The sequence below is a fragment of the Cupriavidus lacunae genome, assembly GCF_003353055.1.
GTDB classification, from domain to species: Bacteria; Pseudomonadota; Gammaproteobacteria; order Burkholderiales; family Burkholderiaceae; genus Cupriavidus; species Cupriavidus lacunae.
This window is the reverse complement of record NZ_QKWJ01000022.1, coordinates 14,271-35,389: the sequence shown is the minus strand read 5'-3', so window position 1 is coordinate 35,389 and position 21,119 is coordinate 14,271. Positions and strand designations below refer to the sequence as shown.

Genomic DNA, 21,119 nt, shown 5'->3' with positions numbered 1-21,119 from the left:
GATGGAATCAAAGAGGGGATCAACATTGATCAGACATAAGCGCATTTCGCTGGGCTTGCTGGCGAGTGCCGTTATTGCAGCCTGGAGCCCGGCGGGCTGGGCTGCCGATCCGTTTGTCGTCAGGGACATCCGCGTTGAGGGACTGCAACGCGTCGAGCCGGGTACCGTGTTTGGCTACCTGCCAGTGCGCGTCGGTGAAACCTTCACCGACGACAAGGGCGCCGACGCCATCCGTGCCCTCTACAATACCGGCTTCTTCAAGGACGTGCAGATCCGCGCCGAGGAAGGCGTGCTGGTGGTCCAGGTCGAAGAGCGGCCGGCGATCTCGCAGCTCGAATTCGTCGGCATCAAGGAATTCGACAAGGACACGCTGCGCCGTTCGCTGCGTGCCGTCGGCGTGGCCGAAGCCCGTTACTACGACAAGGCACTGATCGACAAGGCCGAGCAGGAGCTCAAGCGCCAGTACGTCGCGCGCGGCTACTACGCCGCCGACGTGCAGACCACGATCACGCCGGTGGACCGCAACCGCGTCTCGGTTGTGTTCAACGTGGACGAGGGCCCGGTCGCCAAGATCCGCCAGATCAATATCGTCGGCAACAAGGCCTTCAAGGAAGGCACGCTGCGCGACGAGATGCAGCTGTCCACGCCGAACTGGCTGTCCTGGTACACCAAGAACGACCTGTACTCGAAGCAGAAGCTGACCGCCGACCTGGAAGCGCTGCGCTCGTTCTACCTGAACCACGGCTACCTGGAGTTCGCGATCGAGTCGACCCAGGTGTCGATCACGCCGGACAAGAAGGACATCTTCCTGACGCTGAACATCAAGGAAGGCGACCAGTACAAGGTGTCCGACGTGCGCCTGGCGGGCGAACTGCTGGGCAAGCAGGAGGAAATGGAAAAACTGCTGCAGCTGAAGAAGGGCGATATTTTCTCGTCCGAGAAGCTGACACAGAGCACCAAGGCCGTCACCGACCTGCTGGGCACCTACGGCTACGCGTTCACCACCATCAACCCGCAACCGCAGATCGACAAGGAAAAGCGTGAAGTCGCGCTGACCCTGATGGTCGACCCGGGTCGCCGCGTCTACGTGCGCCGCGTCAACGTGGTGGGCAACAGCAAGACCCGCGACGAAGTGGTGCGCCGCGAAATGCGCCAGATGGAAAGCTCGTGGTTCGACAGCGAGAAGCTGACGCAGTCGCAGGCGCGTATCAACCGTACCGGCTACTTCACCGACACCAACATCACCACCGAGGACGTGCCGGGCGCGCCCGATCAGGTCGATGTGAACGTCAACGTGACTGAAAAGCCGACCGGCCAGATCAGCCTGGGCGTGGGCTTCTCGTCCACCGACAAGCTGGTGCTGCAGGCTGGCCTGCGCCAGGACAACGTGTTCGGCTCAGGCACCAGCCTGGGCCTGGACGTGAACACCGCCAAGTCGTTCCGTACCATCGCGCTGACGCAGTATGACCCGTATTTCACGGTCGACGGCATCAGCCGCTCGACCGACGTCTACTACCGTACCTCCCGCCCGCTGTACTACACGGGCGACCAGGACTACAAGATCGTGTCGATGGGCGGCGGCTTCAAGTTCGGCGTGCCGTTCTCGGAAGTCGATACGGTGTTCTTCGGCATCGGCTACGAACGGACCCAGGTGTTTACGTCGGTCAATACGCCGAGCCAGTACACAGACTGGCTCAGGAAGATCGGCAAGAACAGCGGCGACGGCATCAACAACTTCCCGTTCACGATCGGCTGGGCACGTGACCGCCGCGACAGCGCGCTGGTCCCGACCAAGGGCCCGTACACCCAGGCCAACCTGGAAATCGGCGTTCCGGGCGGCGATACGCAGTACTACCGCGCCAGCGTGCAGCAGCAGTACTTCTACCCGATCTCGAAGGCCTTCACGCTGGCACTGAATGGTGAAGTCGCTTACGGCCACGGCTACGGCAATACGCCGTTCCCGGTGTTCAAGTACTTCTACGCCGGCGGTATCGGCTCGGTGCGCGGCTACCAGACCAGCACGCTGGGTCCGAAGGACCAGAACGGCAACCCGGTGGGCGGCGCCTCCAAGATGATCGGCAACGTCGAATTCATCTTCCCGCTGCCGGGCTCGGGCGTGGACCGTACGCTGCGCCTGTTTACGTTCTTTGACTTTGGTAACGTCTATCAGGAAGGTCAGCCGCTGCTCTTCAGCGAGCTGAAGTACTCGACTGGCTTCGGCATGTCGTGGCTGTCGCCAATCGGCCCGCTGAAGATCAGCATGGGCTTCCCGCTGAAGAAGGACGTGAACGATAAGGTTCAGCGCTTCCAGTTCCAGATCGGCACGGCATTCTGATTCTGAAAAAGGATCTGTTTTCATGACTACAAAATTCAAACTGGTCAAATCCCTGGGCGCCGCCACGCTCGCTGCCGCTGCCATCTGCGCCGCGGTGCCGGCTTCGGCCCAGGAGGCGCGCATTGCCGCCGTGAACTCCGAGCGCATCCTGCGCGATTCGCAGCCGGCCAAGGCGGCCCAGGTCAAGCTCGAGCAGGAATTCTCCAAGCGCGACCGTGAGTTGCAGGACTTGGCCCAGAAGATCAAGGCCATGGCCGACAAGCTGGACAAGGACACGGCCGTGCTGGCCGACGCCGACCGCCAGCGCCGCCAGCGCGAAGTGGCTGACCAGGACCGCGAGTTCCAGCGCAAGCAACGCGAGTTCCGCGAGGACTTGAACCAGCGTCGTAATGAGGAACTGGCCCAGGTGCTCGAGCGCGCCAACCGCGTGATCCGCCAGCTGGCCGAACAGCGCAAGTACGACCTGATCGTGCAGGAGGCGGTGTACGTGAACCCGCGCATCGATATCACCGACGACGTGATGAAGGCGCTGAACGCCGGCAGCAAGTAAGCCGCCGCTGTTCCTTCATTCCAGTTTTTTCATCAGGAAGTACTGCCATGCAGACACCCACACTGGGTCAGCTCGCCACCGAGAACGGCGCGCAGGTTGTGGGTGACCCCGACCTGGCGATCGCTGGCCTGGCCCCCCTGGACCAGGCCGGGCCGGGCGAGCTCTCGTTCCTGTCCAATCCGCTCTATCTGCAGCAGGCGCTGGACTCGCAGGCCGGCGCCGTGATCGTCTCGGCCGCCGACCTCGAGCGCGTGCGCGCCGAGGGCAGGGCCGACGGCCGCAACTGGCTGGTGGCGCGCAACCCCTACGTATGCTTTGCCCGCGTGGCGCAGCGTTTCGACCGCGCGGCCAACACCGATCCCCGTACCGGCATCGATGCGCGCGCCACCGTGGCGCCTGACGCGGTAGTGCCGGCTTCGTGCTACATCGGCCCCAACGTGGTCATCGAAGCCGGCGCGCGCCTGGGCGAGCGCGTGCGCATCTTGGCCAACGGCTATGTCGGCGCGCGGGCGGAGATCGGCGACGATTCGCTGCTCTATGCCAATGTTTCGGTCTACCACCACTGCGTGGTTGGCGCTCGCGCCATCCTGCACAGCGGCGTGGTGATCGGCGCGGATGGTTTCGGCTTTGCGCCGGACATCAGCGCGACCGGCGTGGAATACGTAAAGATCCCGCAAACGGGACGCGCGGTGCTGGGCAATGACGTGGAGGTCGGCGCGAATACCGCGATCGACCGCGGCGCCATGGCCGACACCGTGATCGAGGACGGCTGCAAGATCGACAACCAGGTCCAGATCGCGCACAACGTGCATGTCGGGGCCCATACGGTCATTGCCGGTTGTGCGGCGGTATCGGGCAGCACGCGCATCGGGCGCTTCTGCGTGATCGGCGGTGCGGCCAATTTTGCCGGCCACCTGAACATTGCCGACCGCACCACGGTGTCGGGCGGCACCTCGATCACCAAATCCATTACCAAGCCCGGGGGGCATTTCACCAGCGTCTTCCCGTTCCTGCCGCACGGCGAGTGGGAACGCAATGCAGCCATCGTGCGCGGCCTGAGCAAGCTGCGCGAACGGGTGGTGGCGCTGGAACGCCGCCTGCGCGGCCAGGCCGCCGGGTCCCAAACCTCACAAGACTAAAGAGAAATCATCATGAGCGCGGCCGAAATCGATATCCGCAAGATCCTCAAACTGCTGCCGCACCGGTACCCGTTCCTGCTGGTGGACCGCGTGCTGGAGTTCGAGGCGCAGAAGCGGATCAAGACGCTGAAGAACGTCACCATCAACGAACCGTACTTCCAGGGCCATTTCCCGGAACAGCCGGTAATGCCTGGCGTGATGATCCTGGAAGCGCTGGCGCAGTCGGCTGGCCTGCTGACCTTCGGCGCCGATATGGAGCGCAAGGAAGGCGCGCTGTACTACTTCGTCGGCATCGACGGCGCCCGCTTCAAGCAGGTGGTGTACCCGGGCGACCAGCTGCACATGAACGTGACGGTCGAGCGCTATATCCGCGGCATCTGGAAGTTCAAGGCGTTTGCCACGGTCGACGACAAGGTCGCCTGCGAGGCGGAGCTGATGTGCACCGTGAAGCAGGCCGAGTGAGGCCGCCAGCGGCCGGCGGCAACGCCGCCGGCTGACTGCCGCGCCCCCGTGCGACGGGGGCTGACGGCCCGGACGGGAACCTTTGCCCCGCGCATTGGCCCATCCTTCACCAGACACACCACAGGACAGGACGCATGACGCAAATCCACCCCACCGCACTGGTCGACCCGAAGGCAGAACTGGCAGCCGACGTGAGCGTCGGCCCGTTCTCCATCGTCGGCCCCGATGTGCGGATCGGCAGCGGCACCCGGATCGGCTCGCATACGACGGTCGAGGGTCATACCACGATCGGCGAGGGCAACCAGATCGGTCCCTATGCGTCGGTTGGCGGCATGCCGCAGGACATGAAGTACCGCAACGAGCCGACCCGGCTCGAGATCGGCGACCGCAATACCATCCGTGAATTCACCACGATCCACACCGGCACGGTGCAGGACCGTGGCCTGACCAGCATCGGCAACGACAACTGGATCATGGCCTATGTGCATATCGCGCATGACTGCATGGTCGGCAACCACACCGTGTTTTCCAGCAACGCGCAGATCGCCGGCCACGTTGAAGTGGGCGACTGGGCCATCCTGGGCGGCATGAGCGGGGTGCACCAGTTCGTGCGCATCGGCGCCCATGCGATGCTGGGCGGCGCTTCGGCGCTGGTGCAGGACGTGCCGCCGTTCGTGATCGCGGCCAGCGACAAGAACGGCAACAAGGCCACGCCGCACGGCGTCAACGTCGAAGGGCTGCGCCGCCGTGGCTTCGACGCCGGCCAGATCGCCGCACTGCGGCAGGCCTACAAGCTGCTTTACAAGTCCGACCTCAGCTTCGACGAGGCGCGCAACGAGATCGCCGCCTTGCTGGCCCAGGTCGATGCCGGCACCGCGACGCCGCTGCAGGCGTTTGTCGACTTCCTTGCCGCCACGCAGCGCGGCATCGTGCGCTGAGACCGGACGCACATGGTGGACGCCGCGATTCGGGGTGGCTTGCCCACGGGCAACGGTAGCGCCGCGGGCAAGCGCGGCACCATCGCCATGGTGGCCGGCGAGGCCTCGGGGGACCTGCTGGCATCGTTGATGATGGGCGGGCTGCAGTCCCGCCTGGGCGATACGGTCGAGTACGCCGGCATCGGTGGCAAGCGCATGATGGCGCAGGGCTTCACCTCGCGCTGGCCGATGGAAACGCTGTCGGTCAACGGCTATGTCGAGGTCCTGGGCTCGCTGCGCGAGATCCTGGCGACGCGGCGCGCGGTGCGCGAATGGCTGCTGGCCAACCCGCCCCTGTGCTTTATCGGGGTTGATGCTCCGGATTTCAATTTCGGCCTGGAAGTGCCGCTGCGCCGCGCCGGCATTCCGGTGGTGCACTTTGTCAGCCCGTCGATCTGGGCCTGGCGCGGCGGGCGCATCCGCACCATCGCGCGCGCGGTGGACCACATCCTGTGCCTGTTCCCGTTCGAGCCCGAGATCTACGCCAAGGCCGGCATCCCTGCCACCTACGTGGGCCATCCGCTGGCCGACGTCATCCCGATGGTGCCTGACGTGGCCGGTGCGCGCGCCGAACTTGGCCTGCCTGCCGGGCATCGGGTGGTGGCGGTGCTGCCAGGCAGCCGCCAGTCCGAGGTGCGCAATCTCGGCGCGACCTTTTTTGCGGCGATGGCACGCATGCAGCGCATGGACCCGAACCTGGCTTTTGTGCTGCCGGCGGCGAGCGCGCCGCTGCGCGCCATTGTCGAGGAACTGCATGCGCAGTATCCGGAACTGCGCCTGACCATCGTCGACGGCAAATCCCACCAGGCCATGGAAGCGGCCGACGTGGTGCTGCTGGCCAGCGGCACCGCCACGCTGGAAGCGGCGTTGTACAAGAAGCCAATGGTGATTTCTTACAAGGTGCCCTGGCTGACCGCGCAGATCATGAAACGCCAGGGTTATCTGCCCTACGTGGGATTGCCTAATATCCTTTCAGGGCGCTTTGTCGTGCCCGAGTTGCTGCAGGACGATGCCACGCCCGAGGCGCTGGCCCGCGAAACGCTGCTGCAGCTCAATGACGAGGGCAACACGGCCTTCCTGTACGAGCACTTCACCCGCATGCACGAGACGCTCAAGTGCAATACCGCGCAACTGGCAGCCGATGTGGTGGTGGACCTGATGCACAGCCGGGGGATCGTCTGATGGCGCGCCGCAATGCAGCTTCGCCGCAGATGGGCCTGGACCTGGCGCCGGCCGCATCCTCAGTGCAACGCCTGTGCGGCGTCGATGAAGCCGGGCGGGGCCCGCTGGCGGGACCGGTCTATGCCGCTGCCGTGGTGTTGGACCCGAAACGCCCGATCCGCGGCCTGGCCGATTCCAAGATCCTGACCGCCGCGAAGCGCGAGGCCCTGTACGAGAAGATCTGCGAGCGTGCGCTGGGCTGGCATATCGCCTTTGCCACGGTCGAGGAGATCGATACGCTGAACATCCTGCACGCCAGCATGCTGGCGATGCAGCGCGCCGTGCAGGGCCTGGCCGCCAGCGGCCTCGCGCCGGACCTGGTGCAGGTCGACGGCAACCGTTGCCCGCAGGTGGCGTTTCCGGTGGAAGCCATCGTCAAGGGTGATGCCCTGGTCAAGGCGATTTCCGCGGCATCGATCCTCGCCAAAGTGGCGCGCGACCGCGAGCTGATGGTGCTGCACGAGACCTACCCGCAGTACGGCTTTGACTCGCACGCCGGTTATCCCACCCCGCAGCACCTCGCCGCGCTGGCGCAGTTCGGCGCCTCGCCGCACCATCGCCGGTCGTTTGCGCCCGTGCGCGAGGCACTGGCCCAGCGGCCCATGTTCATCGCCATGACCACGGCCGCCGAAACCACCCAGTCCCCCGCGTCCTTGCCGGCCACGGTCACTGCCGCGGCCGCGCAGTGAAGCGCACCCTGATCCTCTCCGCATCGTGAAGCACGTCACCTCGCGCGACAACGCGCTGTTCAAGCACCTGAAGGCGCTTGCCGGTTCCACGCACCAGCGCCGCAAGGCCGGCCAGTCGCTGCTCGACGGTGTGCACCTGGCGCAGGCCTACGTCGCCGCGCGCGGCCAGCCCGTCACCTGCGTGGTGTCGGAGCGCCACTACGACCACGCCGAAGTGGCGCCGCTGCTGGCGCAGGTCGATGCCGCGCGCGTGGTGGTGCTGGCCGATATGCTGTTCACGCAGATCAGCGGCGTGGTCAATGGCATCGACCTGATGCTGGTGATCGAGACCCCGGTTGGCCACCTGCCGGCGCGAATCGACGAAGACTGCATCATCCTGGACGGTGTGCAGGACGCGGGCAATGTCGGCTCGATCCTGCGCAGCGCTGCCGCGGCGGGCATCCGGCACGCTTTCCTGGCCACGGGGTGCGCCTTTGCCTGGTCGGTCAAGACGCTGCGCGCCGGCATGGGCGCGAACTTCCACCTGAATATCGTCGAGCATTGCACGCTGGAGTCGCTGGCGCCGCGTCTGGCAGTGCCGCTGCTGGCGACGTCGTCGCACGCCGACGCCGCGGTGTTCGATACCGATCTGCGCGCGCCGGTGGCCTGGGTGGTCGGCAATGAAGGGGCAGGGGTCAGCGACGCCTGGATGGCGCATGTCACGCGCAAGGTCGGCATCCCGCAACCCGGCGGGCTGGAATCGCTGAATGTGGCCGCGGCCACCGCGATCTGCATGTTCGAGGCTGTGCGCCAACGGCGCGCCGGCTGAAGCGGCGCCGGCGGACAAGCTGGGCGCCGGTGTTGGTCCGGCGCCATCCCTTTGGGGGCGGGTGAGCGGCGCCGGCCAACACCACATACCTTGCACGGCGGCGTTGGCGTCACGCCAGCCCGACACCGTGCGCAATGCTGCGCCTACGCCCGGCAGGCACGATCGTTGCAGATTCCCGGTAGGAGCGCACTCGCTCTCAACACGTCTTGTGAGCGGCCCTACCCGGCGGCCGCTTCTTTTTTTTAGTAGTTGTCGCGATCGACCTTGATCTCCTGCAGGATCGTGGTCGCGATCTCTTCGATCGACTTGTGCGTCGAAGACAGCCACTTGATGCCTTCGCGCCGCATCATCGCCTCGGCCTCGTTGACCTCGTAGCGGCAGTTCTCCAGCGCGGCGTATTTGCTGCCGGGACGGCGCTCGTTGCGGATCTCGCTCAGGCGCTGGGGGTCGATCGACAGGCCGAAGATCTTGGTCTTGAACGCGTACAGCGCCGATGGCAGCTTGCCGCGTTCGAAATCGTCGGGAATCAGCGGGTAATTGGCTGCCTTGAGCCCGTATTGCATGGCCAGGTAGAGGCTGGTCGGGGTCTTGCCGCTGCGCGACACGCCCACCAGGATCACATCCGCTTCTTCCAGGTTCTTGTGTGACTGGCCGTCATCATGGGCCAGCGAGAAGTTGATGGCCTCGATCCGGTTCTTGTAGGCCTCGGTGTCCGCATTCTGGTGGAAGCGGCCGATGGCATGGGTGGACTTCAGGCCCAGTTCCTTCTCGAGCGGCTCGATGAAGGTCTGGAACATGTCCAGGATCATCGCCTTGGCGCGGCGCAGTGCCTTGTTCGCTTCCTGGTTGACCAGGGTGGTGAAGACGATGGGCGGCACGCCTTCGTTGTGGAACGCTTCGTTGATCTTGCCGACGGCGATATGTGCCTTTTCCGGGGTATCGACGAAGGGCATGCGCACCTTGCGGAAGCGCATTTCGAACTGGGCCAGGATGGAGTGGCTGAAGGTCTCCGCCGTGATGCCGGTGCCATCCGAGACGATGAACACGGTGCGGATCGCGGGGCGCTCGTTGGCATGTGGCGCGGGAGCGGAGGGGGATTCAGGCTGCGTTCCAGGCTGAGGCCCGGGTGTCGCCGTTCCGGGCGCTTCTGGCAGGGACATGGGGATGGCGCACACAGGGATGGCGCATTTATTAAATAGATTCAATCTTCCGCAGAAAAGTGCGGCGCAGCACGGTAGAATAGCGGCGATCTTTTCGCTAAGCAATTCCGCAGGGTGCCCGCCGGTGCAACAAACCGCGCCCGGAATTGTCGACAATGTGCGCTACGCGATGAGAGCCGTAGCGCCAGGTCCGCAGCGCCAGTTCGGGGTTGCTTAGCCAAGCGATCAGTCCGGGAACAGAACACCAAGAACATACCGGACATGCGCGACAAGTTTTCTACTTTGTTTTGAGGCTCTCATGACTAACCAGGCAGATAACGGCGCCTATGTGCTGCCGTTCGAGCAGTTGCGCATGGCTGACGTGGAAATCGTCGGCGGCAAGAATTCGTCGCTGGGCGAGATGATCTCCCAGCTGGCGGAAGCCGGCGTCCGGGTTCCCGGCGGCTTTGCCACCACCGCGCTCGCCTTCCGCGACTTCCTTGCCCACAACAACCTGACCGAGCGCATTTCCCAGCGCCTGAAGACCCTGAACGTCGACGACGTCAAGGCCCTGGCCGAGGCCGGTGCCGAGATCCGCGGCTGGGTCGCCAGCGCGCCGTTCCAGCCGCGCCTGGAACAGGAAATCCGCGAATCCTACGCCCGCGTGGCCGAGCGCGAAGGCGCCGAAGCCTCGTTCGCGGTGCGTTCGTCGGCTACTGCCGAAGACCTGCCCGACGCCTCGTTCGCCGGCCAGCAGGAGTCCTACCTCAACGTCAGCGGCATCGACGACGTGCTCGACAAGATCAAGCACGTGTTCGCGTCGCTGTACAACGACCGCGCCATTTCCTACCGCGTGCACAAGGGCTTTGCCCACGACGTGGTGGCGCTGTCGGCCGGTATCCAGCGCATGGTCCGTTCGGACCTGGCCGCTTCGGGCGTGATGTTCACCATCGACACCGAATCCGGCTTCCCCGACGTAGTCTTCATCACCTCCAGCTACGGCCTGGGCGAAACGGTGGTGCAGGGCGCGGTCAACCCGGACGAGTTCTACGTCTTCAAGCCGACGCTGCAAGCCGGCCAGTACCCCATCATCCGCCGCTCGATCGGCTCCAAGCTGATCAAGATGGAATTCACCAAGCCGGGCGAAGCCGGCCGCGTGAAGACCGTCGACGTGCCGGGCGAACTGCGCAACCGCTACTCGATCACCGACGCCGACGTGACCGAGCTGGCCAAGTACGCGATGATCATCGAGAAGCACTATGGCCGCCCGATGGACATCGAGTGGGGCAAGGACGGCAAGGACGGCAAGATCTACATCCTGCAGGCCCGCCCGGAAACGGTGAAGAGCCAGTCCGCCGGCAAGGCCGAACTGCGCTTCAAGCTCAAGGGCACCGCCCCCGTGCTGACCAGCGGCCGCGCCATCGGCCAGAAGATCGGTACCGGCCCCGTGCGCGTGATCAACGACCCGTCCGAGATGGAACGCGTGCAGCCCGGCGACGTGCTGGTGGCCGACATGACCGACCCGAACTGGGAGCCGGTGATGAAGCGTGCCGCGGCCATCGTCACCAACCGTGGCGGCCGTACCTGCCACGCGGCCATCATCGCGCGTGAACTGGGCGTGCCGGCCGTGGTCGGCTGCGGCGACGCCACCGACATGCTGAAGGACGGCACCCTGGTGACGGTGTCGTGCGCCGAGGGCGACGAAGGCCGCATCTACGACGGCCTGCTCGAAACTGAAGTGACCGAAGTCCAGCGTGGCGACATGCCGGAAATCGACGTCAAGCTGATGATGAACGTCGGCAACCCGCAGCTGGCGTTCGACTTTGCGCAGATCCCGAACTGCGGCGTCGGCCTGGCCCGCCTGGAATTCATCATCAACAACAACATCGGCGTGCACCCGAAGGCCATCCTCGACTACCCGCAAGTCGATGCCGACCTGAAGAAGGCCGTGGAAAGCGTGGCCCGCGGCCATGCCAGCCCGCGCGCGTTCTACGTCGACAAGCTGGCCGAGGGCATCGCCACCATCGGCGCGGCCTTCTACCCGAAGCCCGTGATCGTGCGCCTGTCGGACTTCAAGTCCAACGAGTACAAGAAGCTGATCGGCGGTTCGCGCTACGAGCCGGACGAGGAAAACCCGATGCTGGGCTTCCGCGGCGCCTCGCGCTACATCGCCGACGACTTCGCCGAAGCGTTCGAGATGGAATGCAAGGCCATGAAGCGCGTGCGCGACGAAATGGGCCTGACCAACGTCGAGATCATGGTGCCGTTCGTGCGTACGCTCGGCCAGGCTGCCAAGGTCATCGAACTGCTGGCCAAGCACGGCCTGAAGCGCGGCGAGAACGGCCTGCGCATCATCATGATGTGCGAAGTGCCCTCCAACGCGATCCTGGCTGAAGAGTTCCTGCAGTACTTCGACGGCTTCTCGATCGGCTCGAACGACCTGACCCAGCTGACGCTGGGCCTGGACCGCGACTCCGGCATGGAATTGCTGGCCAAGGACTTCGACGAACGCGACCCGGCAGTGCGCTTCATGCTGTCGCGCGCCATCGAGGCGTGCATCCGCCTGGACAAGTATGTCGGCATCTGCGGCCAGGGTCCTTCGGATCATCCGGACTTTGCCGAGTGGCTGGCCAAGGAAGGCATCAAATCGATCTCGCTGAACCCGGACTCGGTGGTCGAGACCTGGCAAAAGCTGGCTTCCTGAAGCATTTGACGTCACAATAACGAAATTGCCGGCGCCTTCTGGCAGCCGGCAGGCACCGGCCCTGCGTCAGGTGTTGCTACTGCCCCGCAGACGCTACAAGGCGCTGCGGGGTTTTTACTTTTCGGGAAGTCCTGGACGAACGGGAGCTTGGATGGCCTACTACATCTGGTTCGTGGCAGCGGTCGTGCTGGTGATCGTCGAGCTGAACACCGGCACCTTTTACCTGCTGATGGTGGCAGTGGGGTTGGCCGCCGGCGGGGTGGGGGCCTTGCTGGGCCTGTCGCCGGCCGCGCAGACGCTGGTCGCGGCCCTGGTCGCGGCGGTGCTGATCGCCGCGCTGCGCCGCACACGCTTCGGCACGCTGCGGCGCGGCAATGCCGCCTCCGATCCCAACGTCAATCTCGATATCGGCCAGGAGCTCGACGTGCCGGCCTGGGACGCCAACCGGTGTGCCCGCGTGCCATACCGTGGCGCGGACTGGAACGTCGAGCTGGCGCCCGATTGCGCCGCCGCGCCGGGCCGCTACCGCATCGTTGCGGTGCGCGGCAGCACGCTGGTGGTGTCTCCCCGCTGAAGCAGGTTCTTATTGCGCAGCGCGGCAATTGCCGCGCTGCGATCCGCCTGCCGCCGTCTGGCGGCTCCGTACTGCTGTGTTCTGCCTGGAGGGTCGTTACATGCTCGCATTTCAGCTTGGTTTGTTGCCGCTGATCATCCTCATTGCCGTTATCGTGCTGATTGCCAAGGGCATCAAGATCGTGCCGCAGCAGCATGCCTGGGTGCTGGAGCGCCTGGGCCGCTACCATGCAACGCTGACGCCGGGGCTGTCGATCGTGGTGCCGTTCGTGGACCGCGTCGCCTACAAGCATGTGCTCAAGGAAATCCCGCTGGATGTGCCCAGCCAGGTCTGCATCACCAAGGACAACACCCAGCTGCAGGTGGACGGCGTGCTGTACTTCCAGGTCACGGACCCGATGAAGGCATCGTATGGCTCCAGCAACTTCGTGGTGGCCATCACGCAGCTGTCGCAGACCACGCTGCGCTCGGTGATCGGCAAGCTGGAGCTCGACAAGACCTTCGAGGAGCGCGCGTTCATCAACCACAGCGTGGTCAACGCCCTGGATGAAGCGGCCTCCAACTGGGGCGTGAAGGTGCTGCGCTACGAGATCAAGGACCTGACTCCGCCCAAGGAGATCCTGCATGCGATGCAGGCGCAGATCACCGCCGAGCGCGAAAAGCGCGCGCTGATCGCCGCATCGGAGGGCAAGCGCCAGGAGCAGATCAACCTGGCCACGGGCGCGCGCGAGGCGGCGATCCAGAAGTCAGAGGGTGAGCGGCAGGCCGCCATCAACAGGGCGCAGGGCGAAGCGAGCGCGATCCTGGCGGTGGCCGAGGCCAATGCACAGGCGATCCAGAAGATCGGCAATGCGATCCGCACCGAAGGTGGCATGGACGCGGTCAACCTGAAGGTGGCCGAGGAGTACGTGGCCGCGTTCGGCAACCTGGCCAAGCAGGGCAATACGCTGATCGTGCCGGGCAATCTGGGCGAGATGAGCAGCATGATCGCGTCTGCCCTGCAGATCGTGAAGGGGCAGCAGAAGGCTGCCTGAACGGGCTTTCTGAATGGACTGGCCGGGTACGCCGCGGCCAGCGCGGCGCCGGGGCTCAGTCCTTGGCGTCGCCCTTCATGATGCGGGCCTTTTCGCGCTGCCAGTCGCGCTGCTTCTCGGTCTCGCGCTTGTCGAACTGCTTCTTGCCCTTGGCCAGGCCGATCTCGCATTTGACGCGGCCGCGCGTGTAGTGCAGGTTCAGCGGGACCAGCGTGTAGCCGCGCTGCTCGACCTTGCCGATCAGTTTCTTGATCTCGTCGGCCTTGAGCAGCAGCTTGCGGGTGCGCACCGGGTCGGGATTGACGTGGGTGGAGGCGCTTTGCAGCGGGCTGATATGGGCGCCGATCAGGAACATCTCGGCGTCGCGCACCACCACGTAGCCTTCCTTGATCTGCACCCGCCCGGCGCGGATTGCCTTGACCTCCCAGCCTTCCAGCACGATCCCGGCTTCATAGCGCTCCTCGATGAAGTAGTCGAAGAAGGCCTTTTTGTTATCTGCAATGGTCATGCGTGCGGGTGGGGTGCGGTAGGGTGGAATTCGGCCGATTCGCTGCAGCGCCGCATGGCAGGATGCCGCGCGGCGCGCGTGTCGGCTAAAATCGGGATTCTAGCAAACCAGCCCCGGCACAGGCGCATGCCTGCCGCGCATCGCGTGCGGCATGGCCGCAAGCCAGATTTTCCCATACATGGCAGACGTCCATAAATCCGTGCTGCTCGGCCACTCCGCCGCGCAGATGTACGACCTGGTCACGCGCGTGGAGGACTATCCCAAGTTCCTTCCATGGTGCGGTGGCGTGGAGGTGTTCGAGCAGACCGATACCATGCTCGACGCCAAGATCCATATCCACTTCAAAGGCATCCAGCAGTTCTTCCACACGCGCAATACGCAGGAACGCCCCACGCGCATCGACATGACCTTTGCCGATGGCCCGTTCAAGACCTTCAACGGCGCGTGGCGCTTCACGCCGCTGCGCGAAGACGCCTGCAAGATCGAATTCCATCTGCACTATGAATTTTCCAGCCTGCTGCTGGAAAAGATCATCGGCCCGGTCTTCAGCATGATCGCCAATACCTTCGTCGATGCCTTCGTCAAGCGGGCCGAGGTGGTGTATGGCACCAACTGAAGCCGGCGCGGGGACAGTGCATGTTGCGGTCTGCTATGCGCGGCCGGATGCCGTCTTCCTGAAAGAGATCGACGTGCCGGCGGGAACCACGATTGCAGCGGCCATCGTCGGTTCCGGGCTGCAGCAGGCCTGTCCGGAGGTGGATCCGTCCACCATGCGGGTTGGCATTTTCGGCAAGCTCAAGACGCCGGAGACGGTGGTGCGTGAAGGCGACCGCGTGGAGGTTTACCGGCCGCTGACGGCCGATCCCAAGCAGGCGCGCCGCAGGCGGGTGCAGAAGCAGCGCGCGGGCGGCACCCGCGAAGGCCAGAAATGGTTGCGCGGCAGCGGCTGAGCCGGGACTGCCCGCCATGGAAAGCGGGGCGCATGCGCCCCGCTTTTCTTTGGCTTCAGTTGCAGTTCTGCTCGAGACTGGCGTTGGTCTTGAGGATCTCGGCCTCGCGCTGTTCGCTGGTCAGGCGCTGCAGCGAACCGTCCGGGCCAGCAACAGCCGCGCGCATGCCTTGCTGCAGGCCATTGGCGTGGTTGCGCAACTGGACGCAGCGGGCCTCGCGTTCAGCCGCCTCACTTTCCTTTTGGGCCTCTTCGGCGGCGGCTTTCAGGCTGGCCTCGCGGCGCTTCCGGAAGGCTTCTTCGGCTGTCGGCGCCGGGGCTGCTGCGGGCTTTGCCGAGGCTTTTGCCGGGGCCGGGGCGGCAGGGGCTGCGGTCGGGGCGCTGGCGGCTTGCACCGGCTGGAACTCGCCGGCATTGCGGCCTGGAGCGCGCAGCACCCTGGCTGCCTCCGCCGACGGCGGCACGTCGCTGTAGACCATGTGGCCGTTGGCGTCGCGCCATTGCCAGTAGGCAAGGGCCTGGACGGGAACGGCGACGGTGGCGGCGGCAAGCAGGCACAGCGCGGACGATCGTTTCATGGCGAGGCGTCTTAAAGTGACTCGGAAGTTACTGGTGCGGCTGGAATCGTGCTGGGCCGCCGGCTGCGCGCATGGCAATGCCGCGGCAGGACAGCCGCGGCGATGGCTTGGCGCCCGCCCGGTATCAGGTGCGTAGCGCCGGTTTGACCCCGGGTGATGCTGTTTTTCGTGGCGCGTGTGACCCCCGCGCCATCGTTCGCTAGTCTACGCAGACTTGTCGGTGGCGTGCAAGCGCACGGACCAGGCCACGCCGGCAATCAGCAACACAATGGCGGCGATTTCCAGCGGCCGGGGCCAGCGGTGGTCGAAGACAAAGCCATACGCCAGCGCGAACAGCGTCTCGAACACGATCATCTGGCCCGACAGCGTCAGGGGCAGGCGCCGGCTGGCGATATTCCACAGGTTGTTGCCGATCAGCGACGCACCCAGCGCCACCGCGGCATTGACTATCCAGAACCACTGCCAGTCGCGGCCGTTGTCGGCCGCGCTCAGCGTGTCGCCTGCCAGCAGCCAGCCGATCACGGCCAGCACCGCCGATACCGCGCCGGTCGACAAGCCGTACAGCGCCGACCATTCATTGCCGCTGTAGTGCGGGTTGCGCTGCAGGTAGCGCGCGTTGTCCACCGCGTAGAGCGTCCAGCAGACCAGCGCACCCGCCGCGCAGCAGACCCCGGCGAGCTTCTGCCAGACCGGCCGCACTGCCGCGCCGGCCGCCGCCGCATGCGCGCTCTGGGCGCCGCCGAACAGGTCGATATTGATGCAGGCGATACCCGCGGCCACCACCAGCAGTGGCCACACCAGCCGCGCCAGCGGCACCGCGCCCTGGTCGCGCCGGCCCATGATGGTGACCGAGATCGGCAGGATGCCGATGATCAGCGAGGTCGGGCCCACCCCGGCAAGCTGCACGCCGAAGGCCAGCAGCACGTAGTAGAGCAGGTTGCCGGTAAAGGCCTGGCGCAGCAGCGCCACGCAGTCGGCCCGGGTCAGCTTGCGGGCGATGCGCTTCATCAGTGGCAGGGCGGCCACGAAGGCAACCAGCCCGTAGGCCAGGTAGCGGCCGATGGCCAGTTCCCACGGCGAAAACACGGGCAGCAGCTTGGGGGCGATAAAGACCATGCCCCAGAAGGCGCCTGCCAGCAGCCCGCACAATACGCCGATTCCCATGCTTCGCTTCGCCCGGATAAAAGGACGACGAGCATAGCAGACCGCTTGGAGAACCCGTTCCACAATGAAGAAGGGAGCGCGTTCAAGCCAGGCGCGGCGCAGGCTAGGCGGCGGGCCGCCGGCCTTGGTCATTCCAAGGTCAAGGCCCGTAACAACGCGTGCGCCGCGCCTGGCTTGAACCCGAAGGGAAGGCTGCTGCCGGGCCGCATGGCGTTGTTGCGGCTGGATTGCGTGGAATAACCACGCCGCGTCGGCCACGCCTAGCCCTGCGGCCCGGCAGCAGCCTTCGCGCCCCTTCTTCATTGTGGAACGGGTTCTGAAGCCCATTGCAGTGCATCAGCAAAGCGCGCATTCCTGTATAATTCGGTTTTGCGCCTAGAGGATTTGCTATGCGTCTTGTCCAGAAAGCACTCACATTCGATGACGTGCTGCTCGTCCCGGCCTATTCGGCCGTCCTTCCCCGGGATGTCTCCCTCCGCACCAGCCTGACCCGCTCCATTGAACTGAACATCCCGCTGGTATCCGCGGCGATGGACACAGTGACGGAAGCCCGCCTGGCGATTTCCATGGCGCAGGCCGGCGGTATCGGCATCGTCCACAAGAACCTGAAGCCCGCTGACCAGGCTCGCGAAGTCGCGCGCGTGAAGCGCTATGAGTCGGGCGTGCTGCGTGATCCGATCACCATTTCGCCGGACATGAAGATCCGCGATGTGATCGCCCTGTCGCAGCAACATGGCATTTCCGGCTTTCCGGTGCTGGAAGGCAAGGCCGTGGTCGGCATCATCACCAACCGCGACCTGCGCTTCGAGGAAGAGCTCGACGCCCCGGTGCGCGCCAAGATGACGCCCCGCGAAAAGCTGGTGACCGTGGCCGAAGGCGCGACGCTGGAAGAAGCCAAGCGCCTGATGAACCGCCACCGCCTTGAGCGCGTGCTAGTGGTCAACCAGGCCTTCGAGCTGCGCGGCCTGATCACGGTGAAGGACATCCAGAAGGCAGTGGACAATCCGCTGGCCAGCAAGGACGACCGCGGCCAGCTGCGCGTGGGCGCCGCAGTCGGCGTGGGCCCGGACAACGACGAGCGCGTGGAACTGCTGGTCAAGGCCGGCGTCGATGTGATTGTGGTTGATACTGCGCACGGCCACAGCCAGGGCGTGCTGGACCGCGTCCGCTGGGTCAAGCAGAACTTCCCGCAGGTGCAGGTAGTTGGCGGCAATATCGCCACCGGCGATGCCGCGCGTGCGCTGGTCGAGCATGGCGCCGACGGCGTCAAGGTCGGTATCGGCCCGGGCTCGATCTGCACCACCCGTATCGTTGCCGGCGTGGGCGTGCCCCAGATCACGGCGGTTTCGAACGTCGCCGAAGCGCTCAAGGGCACCGGCGTGCCGCTGATCGCTGACGGCGGCGTGCGCTACTCCGGCGATGTGGCCAAGGCCCTGGCGGCCGGCGCCCACACCGTGATGATGGGCGGCATGTTCTCGGGTACCGAGGAAGCGCCGGGCGAAACGTTCCTGTTCCAGGGCCGTTCGTTCAAGAGCTACCGCGGCATGGGTTCGGTGGGTGCGATGAAGGATGGCGCGGCAGACCGCTACTTCCAGGAAGACAACACCGCCAACGTCGACAAGCTGGTTCCCGAAGGGATTGAAGGGCGCGTGCCGTACAAGGGCTCGGTGATGGCGATCATTCACCAGCTGACCGGTGGTGTGCGTGCCTCGATGGGCTATTGCGGCAGCCAGTCGATTGCCGACTGGCACGAGAGCGCCCAGTTCGTCCAGATCACGGCAGCCGGCATGCGTGAATCGCACGTGCACGACGTGCAGATCACCAAGGAAGCGCCGAACTACCATATCGACTGACGCGCAGTGGTTGCGCCCGTCGCCTGGCGGCGGTGCGCGGCCGCGAGATCGTCGGGGCGAGGGCGCACTGCCGCGGGCGGCGCCTTCGCCTGACCGGAATGCCATCCGGGCCGGCCGCTCGCCAAGCCGGTGTTGCCTGACAGTGGGTTGCCTGCAGTGGGCCGCACCAGCCAGCCGCACCATTGGCCGGGCCCATGACGAGGAGCGCCAATGAAGGTATTGCTGCGAGCCGTGCTGTTTTTCGATGCCCTGGTGGACCTGCTGCTGGGCATCCTGCTGTTGATGTCCCCGTTTACCACGCTGTATGCGGCGCTGCAATTGCCGCAGCCGCAGCCGGCCCTGTTCGGGCAGTTGCTGGGCGTGGCGCTGGTCGGCCTGGCAGTGCTGCTGTGGCAGGCAACGTTCAATGGCCAGCTGACCGTGCCGGTTGCGCGCACGGCCGGCTATGTGAACCTGGCCAGTGCCATCCTGATCATTGCCTGGATGGTGTTCATGGAACTGCCGCTGGTCGGCGCGGGCAAGATCTGGCTACCGGTGATGGCAGTGGTGCTGGCGTTTTTCGCGCTGGTGCAGATCCCCGCTTCCAGGCGCGTGCGCGACCGCGAACGGCAACTGAAGGCCGAACGCGCACTGCAGGAACTGGAAAACAGGAAGGAAGTCCGCAAGGAACCCGGCGTCGCCCCCGTGGCGCGCCAAACAAATACCCCAGAATACCGGCGCGAGCCGGTCATCACGCCGCCGCCGGGCTATGGCCCCGGCACGGAAGTCGTGACCGAGCCCGTCCCGGAAGACACGCCATCGGCCCATCATGCACGACAAAATCCTCATTCTTGATTTCGGCTCGCAGGTCACGCAGCTGATCGCCCGCCGCGTCCGCGAGGCGCACGTCTATTGCGAGATCCACCCGAACGACGTCACCGACGCGTTCGTGCGCGAGTTCGCCCCCAAGGCCATCATCCTGTCGGGCAGCCACGCCAGCACCTATGAAGACCACCAGCTGCGCGCGCCGCAGGCCGTGTGGGACCTGGGCGTGCCGGTGCTGGGCATCTGCTACGGCATGCAGACCATGGCCGTGCAGCTGGGCGGCAAGGTCGAGTGGAGCGACCAGCGCGAGTTCGGCTATGCCGAGATGCGCGCCCACGGCCATACCGATCTGCTCAAGGACATCGAGGATTTCCGCACGCCGGAAGGCCACGGCATGCTCAAGGTCTGGATGAGCCACGGCGACAAGGTCACCGGCCTGCCGCCGGGCTTCAAGCTGATGGCTTCCACGCCGAGCTGCCCGATCGCCGGCATGGCCGACGAGGCGCGCCACTACTATGCCGTGCAGTTCCACCCGGAGGTCACGCATACCGTCAAGGGCCGCCAGATGCTGGAGCGCTTCGTGCTGCAGATCGCCGGCTGCAAGCCTGACTGGGTCATGCACGACCATATCGAGGAAGCAGTTGCCAGGATCCGTGAACAGGTCGGCGATGAAGAGGTCATCCTGGGCCTGTCCGGCGGCGTCGATTCGTCCGTGGCCGCAGCGCTGATCCACCGCGCCATCGGCGACCAGCTCACCTGCGTGTTCGTCGACCACGGCCTGCTGCGCCAGGACGAAGGCAAGCTGGTGATGGAAATGTTCGTCGGCCGCCTGCACGCCAAGGTCGTGCATGTCGACGCCTCGGACCAGTTCCTCGGCCACCTGGCCGGCGTCACCGACCCCGAGCAGAAGCGCAAGATCATCGGTCGCGAGTTTGTTGAAGTGTTCCAGGCCGAGGCCAAGAAGCTGACCAACGCCAAGTGGCTGGCGCAGGGCACCATCTACCCGGACGTGGTGGAATCGGGTGGCACCAAGACCAAGAAGGCCACCACCATCAAGAGCCACCACAATGTCGGCGGCCTGCCCGAAACGCTGGGCCTGAAGCTGCTGGAGCCGCTGCGCGACCTGTTCAAGGACGAAGTGCGCGAGCTCGGCGTGGCCCTGGGCCTGCCGCCGGAAATGGTCTACCGCCACCCGTTCCCGGGCCCGGGCCTGGGCGTGCGCATCCTGGGCGAGGTCAAGCGCGACTACGCCGACCTGCTGCGCCGCGCCGATGCCATCTTCATCGAGGAACTGCGCAAGACCATCGCCACCGAACAGGACGCCGCCGCGGGCCTGTGCGAGCCGGACCAGGTCGGCAAGAGCTGGTACGACCTGACCAGCCAGGCCTTCGCCGTGTTCCTGCCGGTCAAGTCCGTGGGCGTGATGGGCGACGGCCGCACCTACGACTACGTCGTCGCGCTGCGCGCGGTGCAGACCACCGACTTCATGACCGCGCACTGGGCGCACCTGCCGTATGCGCTGCTGGGGCGTTGCTCGAACCGGATCATCAACGAAGTCCGTGGGCTGAACCGGGTGGTGTATGACGTGTCGGGGAAACCGCCGGCGACGATCGAGTGGGAGTGACTTGACGG

Annotated in this window: 21 protein-coding genes; 17 read left to right on the top strand and 4 right to left on the bottom strand. The window is 65.4% G+C overall.

Features of this window, described 5'->3' with window-relative positions; translation table 11 throughout:
- Position 1: 1 nt before the first annotated feature.
- The 8 genes from bamA to DN412_RS18535 all read left to right on the top strand — a co-directional run bounded on the left by bamA (position 2) and on the right by DN412_RS18535 (position 8,181).
- Positions 2–2,335: an outer membrane protein assembly factor BamA gene (bamA, locus tag DN412_RS18570; protein WP_208647618.1), complete on the top strand. Its 2,334-nt coding sequence runs from the start codon at positions 2–4 to the stop codon at positions 2,333–2,335.
- A gap of 22 nt (positions 2,336–2,357) precedes the next feature.
- Positions 2,358–2,885, top strand: coding sequence for an OmpH/Skp family outer membrane protein (locus DN412_RS18565; protein WP_115212942.1), 528 nt, complete (start codon positions 2,358–2,360; stop codon positions 2,883–2,885).
- A gap of 47 nt (positions 2,886–2,932) precedes the next feature.
- Positions 2,933–4,024: a UDP-3-O-(3-hydroxymyristoyl)glucosamine N-acyltransferase gene (gene lpxD / locus DN412_RS18560; RefSeq protein WP_115212941.1), complete on the top strand. Its 1,092-nt coding sequence runs from the start codon at positions 2,933–2,935 to the stop codon at positions 4,022–4,024.
- A gap of 12 nt (positions 4,025–4,036) precedes the next feature.
- A complete protein-coding gene (gene fabZ / locus DN412_RS18555) occupies positions 4,037–4,486 on the top strand; it encodes a 3-hydroxyacyl-ACP dehydratase FabZ (RefSeq protein ID WP_010809590.1) in 450 nt (149 codons plus the stop codon).
- Positions 4,487–4,620: 134 nt separating this feature from the next.
- Positions 4,621–5,424: an acyl-ACP--UDP-N-acetylglucosamine O-acyltransferase gene (gene lpxA / locus DN412_RS18550; protein ID WP_078196550.1), complete on the top strand. Its 804-nt coding sequence runs from the start codon at positions 4,621–4,623 to the stop codon at positions 5,422–5,424.
- A 12-nt stretch (positions 5,425–5,436) separates the two neighbouring features.
- Complete coding sequence (gene lpxB / locus DN412_RS18545) at positions 5,437–6,645, top strand: lipid-A-disaccharide synthase (protein ID WP_115212940.1); 1,209 nt, start codon at positions 5,437–5,439, stop codon at positions 6,643–6,645.
- 29 nt (positions 6,646–6,674) lie between these two features.
- On the top strand, positions 6,675–7,373 hold the full coding sequence (rnhB, locus tag DN412_RS18540; RefSeq protein ID WP_244222693.1) for a ribonuclease HII: 699 nt from the start codon (positions 6,675–6,677) through the stop codon (positions 7,371–7,373).
- A gap of 25 nt (positions 7,374–7,398) precedes the next feature.
- Positions 7,399–8,181 carry a TrmH family RNA methyltransferase gene (locus DN412_RS18535; RefSeq protein ID WP_115212938.1) on the top strand — a complete coding sequence of 261 codons (783 nt, stop codon included), beginning with the start codon at positions 7,399–7,401 and terminating at the stop codon, positions 8,179–8,181.
- A gap of 242 nt (positions 8,182–8,423) precedes the next feature.
- Here the strand turns inward: DN412_RS18535 and ppsR are convergent, their stop codons facing one another.
- Positions 8,424–9,227, bottom strand: a complete 804-nt coding sequence (gene ppsR / locus DN412_RS18530; protein WP_208647617.1) for a posphoenolpyruvate synthetase regulatory kinase/phosphorylase PpsR — start codon at positions 9,225–9,227, stop codon at positions 8,424–8,426.
- Positions 9,228–9,639: 412 nt separating this feature from the next.
- Here ppsR and ppsA point away from each other — a divergent pair, with 412 nt between their 5' ends.
- From ppsA to DN412_RS18515, 3 genes are all read left to right on the top strand, one after another.
- The gene (ppsA, locus tag DN412_RS18525) at positions 9,640–12,024 is read left to right on the top strand and encodes a phosphoenolpyruvate synthase (protein WP_115212937.1); all 2,385 of its coding nucleotides are present in this window, start codon (positions 9,640–9,642) and stop codon (positions 12,022–12,024) included.
- 151 nt (positions 12,025–12,175) lie between these two features.
- Entirely contained in the window at positions 12,176–12,598 is a 423-nt protein-coding gene (locus DN412_RS18520; RefSeq protein WP_115212936.1) for an NfeD family protein, read from the top strand.
- 100 nt (positions 12,599–12,698) lie between these two features.
- Positions 12,699–13,631: an SPFH domain-containing protein gene (locus DN412_RS18515; RefSeq protein ID WP_115212935.1), complete on the top strand. Its 933-nt coding sequence runs from the start codon at positions 12,699–12,701 to the stop codon at positions 13,629–13,631.
- Between the two features lie 55 nt (positions 13,632–13,686).
- Here the strand turns inward: DN412_RS18515 and smpB are convergent, their stop codons facing one another.
- The gene (gene smpB, locus DN412_RS18510) at positions 13,687–14,139 is read right to left on the bottom strand and encodes an SsrA-binding protein SmpB (RefSeq protein ID WP_010809581.1); all 453 of its coding nucleotides are present in this window, start codon (positions 14,137–14,139) and stop codon (positions 13,687–13,689) included.
- Positions 14,140–14,317: 178 nt separating this feature from the next.
- Here smpB and DN412_RS18505 point away from each other — a divergent pair, with 178 nt between their 5' ends.
- A complete protein-coding gene (locus DN412_RS18505; protein ID WP_115213002.1) occupies positions 14,318–14,755 on the top strand; it encodes a type II toxin-antitoxin system RatA family toxin in 438 nt (145 codons plus the stop codon).
- Positions 14,742–15,089, top strand: a complete 348-nt coding sequence (locus tag DN412_RS18500) for an RnfH family protein (RefSeq protein WP_115212934.1) — start codon at positions 14,742–14,744, stop codon at positions 15,087–15,089. Before DN412_RS18505 ends, DN412_RS18500 begins: the two co-directional genes overlap by 14 nt.
- 55 nt (positions 15,090–15,144) lie before the next feature.
- Here the strand turns inward: DN412_RS18500 and DN412_RS18495 are convergent, their stop codons facing one another.
- On the bottom strand, positions 15,145–15,666 hold the full coding sequence (locus DN412_RS18495) for a DUF4124 domain-containing protein (RefSeq protein WP_115212933.1): 522 nt from the start codon (positions 15,664–15,666) through the stop codon (positions 15,145–15,147).
- Positions 15,667–15,870: 204 nt separating this feature from the next.
- The gene (locus DN412_RS18490; protein ID WP_115212932.1) at positions 15,871–16,830 is read right to left on the bottom strand and encodes a DMT family transporter; all 960 of its coding nucleotides are present in this window, start codon (positions 16,828–16,830) and stop codon (positions 15,871–15,873) included.
- Positions 16,831–16,875: 45 nt separating this feature from the next.
- On the opposite strand from DN412_RS18490, the gene DN412_RS43030 reads away from it, so the two are divergent.
- The 4 genes from DN412_RS43030 to guaA all read left to right on the top strand — a co-directional run bounded on the left by DN412_RS43030 (position 16,876) and on the right by guaA (position 21,111).
- Positions 16,876–17,070 (top strand): hypothetical protein, encoded by a 195-nt coding sequence (locus tag DN412_RS43030; protein WP_133303058.1) that lies wholly within the window; start codon positions 16,876–16,878, stop codon positions 17,068–17,070.
- 149 nt (positions 17,071–17,219) lie between these two features.
- Entirely contained in the window at positions 17,220–18,683 is a 1,464-nt protein-coding gene (gene guaB / locus DN412_RS18485; RefSeq protein ID WP_115212931.1) for an IMP dehydrogenase, read from the top strand.
- 210 nt (positions 18,684–18,893) lie between these two features.
- Entirely contained in the window at positions 18,894–19,517 is a 624-nt protein-coding gene (locus DN412_RS18480) for a hypothetical protein (protein WP_115212930.1), read from the top strand.
- Positions 19,492–21,111: a glutamine-hydrolyzing GMP synthase gene (gene guaA, locus DN412_RS18475; protein ID WP_115212929.1), complete on the top strand. Its 1,620-nt coding sequence runs from the start codon at positions 19,492–19,494 to the stop codon at positions 21,109–21,111. Before DN412_RS18480 ends, guaA begins: the two co-directional genes overlap by 26 nt.
- Positions 21,112–21,119: the final 8 nt, after the last annotated feature.

Bases quoted from the DNA above. Each gene is read 5' to 3' on its own strand.
- bamA (WP_208647618.1), top strand. From the start codon at position 2: ATGGAATCAAAGAGGGGATCAACATTGATCAGACATAAGCGCATTTCG.
- DN412_RS18565 (WP_115212942.1), top strand. From the start codon at position 2,358: ATGACTACAAAATTCAAACTGGTCAAATCCCTGGGCGCCGCCACGCTC.
- lpxD (WP_115212941.1), top strand. From the start codon at position 2,933: ATGCAGACACCCACACTGGGTCAGCTCGCCACCGAGAACGGCGCGCAG.
- fabZ (WP_010809590.1), top strand. From the start codon at position 4,037: ATGAGCGCGGCCGAAATCGATATCCGCAAGATCCTCAAACTGCTGCCG.
- lpxA (WP_078196550.1), top strand. From the start codon at position 4,621: ATGACGCAAATCCACCCCACCGCACTGGTCGACCCGAAGGCAGAACTG.
- lpxB (WP_115212940.1), top strand. From the start codon at position 5,437: ATGGTGGACGCCGCGATTCGGGGTGGCTTGCCCACGGGCAACGGTAGC.
- rnhB (WP_244222693.1), top strand. From the start codon at position 6,675: ATGGGCCTGGACCTGGCGCCGGCCGCATCCTCAGTGCAACGCCTGTGC.
- ppsA (WP_115212937.1), top strand. From the start codon at position 9,640: ATGACTAACCAGGCAGATAACGGCGCCTATGTGCTGCCGTTCGAGCAG.
- DN412_RS18520 (WP_115212936.1), top strand. From the start codon at position 12,176: ATGGCCTACTACATCTGGTTCGTGGCAGCGGTCGTGCTGGTGATCGTC.
- DN412_RS18515 (WP_115212935.1), top strand. From the start codon at position 12,699: ATGCTCGCATTTCAGCTTGGTTTGTTGCCGCTGATCATCCTCATTGCC.
- smpB (WP_010809581.1), bottom strand. From the start codon at position 14,139: ATGACCATTGCAGATAACAAAAAGGCCTTCTTCGACTACTTCATCGAG.
- DN412_RS18505 (WP_115213002.1), top strand. From the start codon at position 14,318: ATGGCAGACGTCCATAAATCCGTGCTGCTCGGCCACTCCGCCGCGCAG.
- DN412_RS18500 (WP_115212934.1), top strand. From the start codon at position 14,742: ATGGCACCAACTGAAGCCGGCGCGGGGACAGTGCATGTTGCGGTCTGC.
- DN412_RS18495 (WP_115212933.1), bottom strand. From the start codon at position 15,666: ATGAAACGATCGTCCGCGCTGTGCCTGCTTGCCGCCGCCACCGTCGCC.
- DN412_RS18490 (WP_115212932.1), bottom strand. From the start codon at position 16,830: ATGGGAATCGGCGTATTGTGCGGGCTGCTGGCAGGCGCCTTCTGGGGC.
- guaB (WP_115212931.1), top strand. From the start codon at position 17,220: ATGCGTCTTGTCCAGAAAGCACTCACATTCGATGACGTGCTGCTCGTC.
- DN412_RS18480 (WP_115212930.1), top strand. From the start codon at position 18,894: ATGAAGGTATTGCTGCGAGCCGTGCTGTTTTTCGATGCCCTGGTGGAC.
- guaA (WP_115212929.1), top strand. From the start codon at position 19,492: ATGCACGACAAAATCCTCATTCTTGATTTCGGCTCGCAGGTCACGCAG.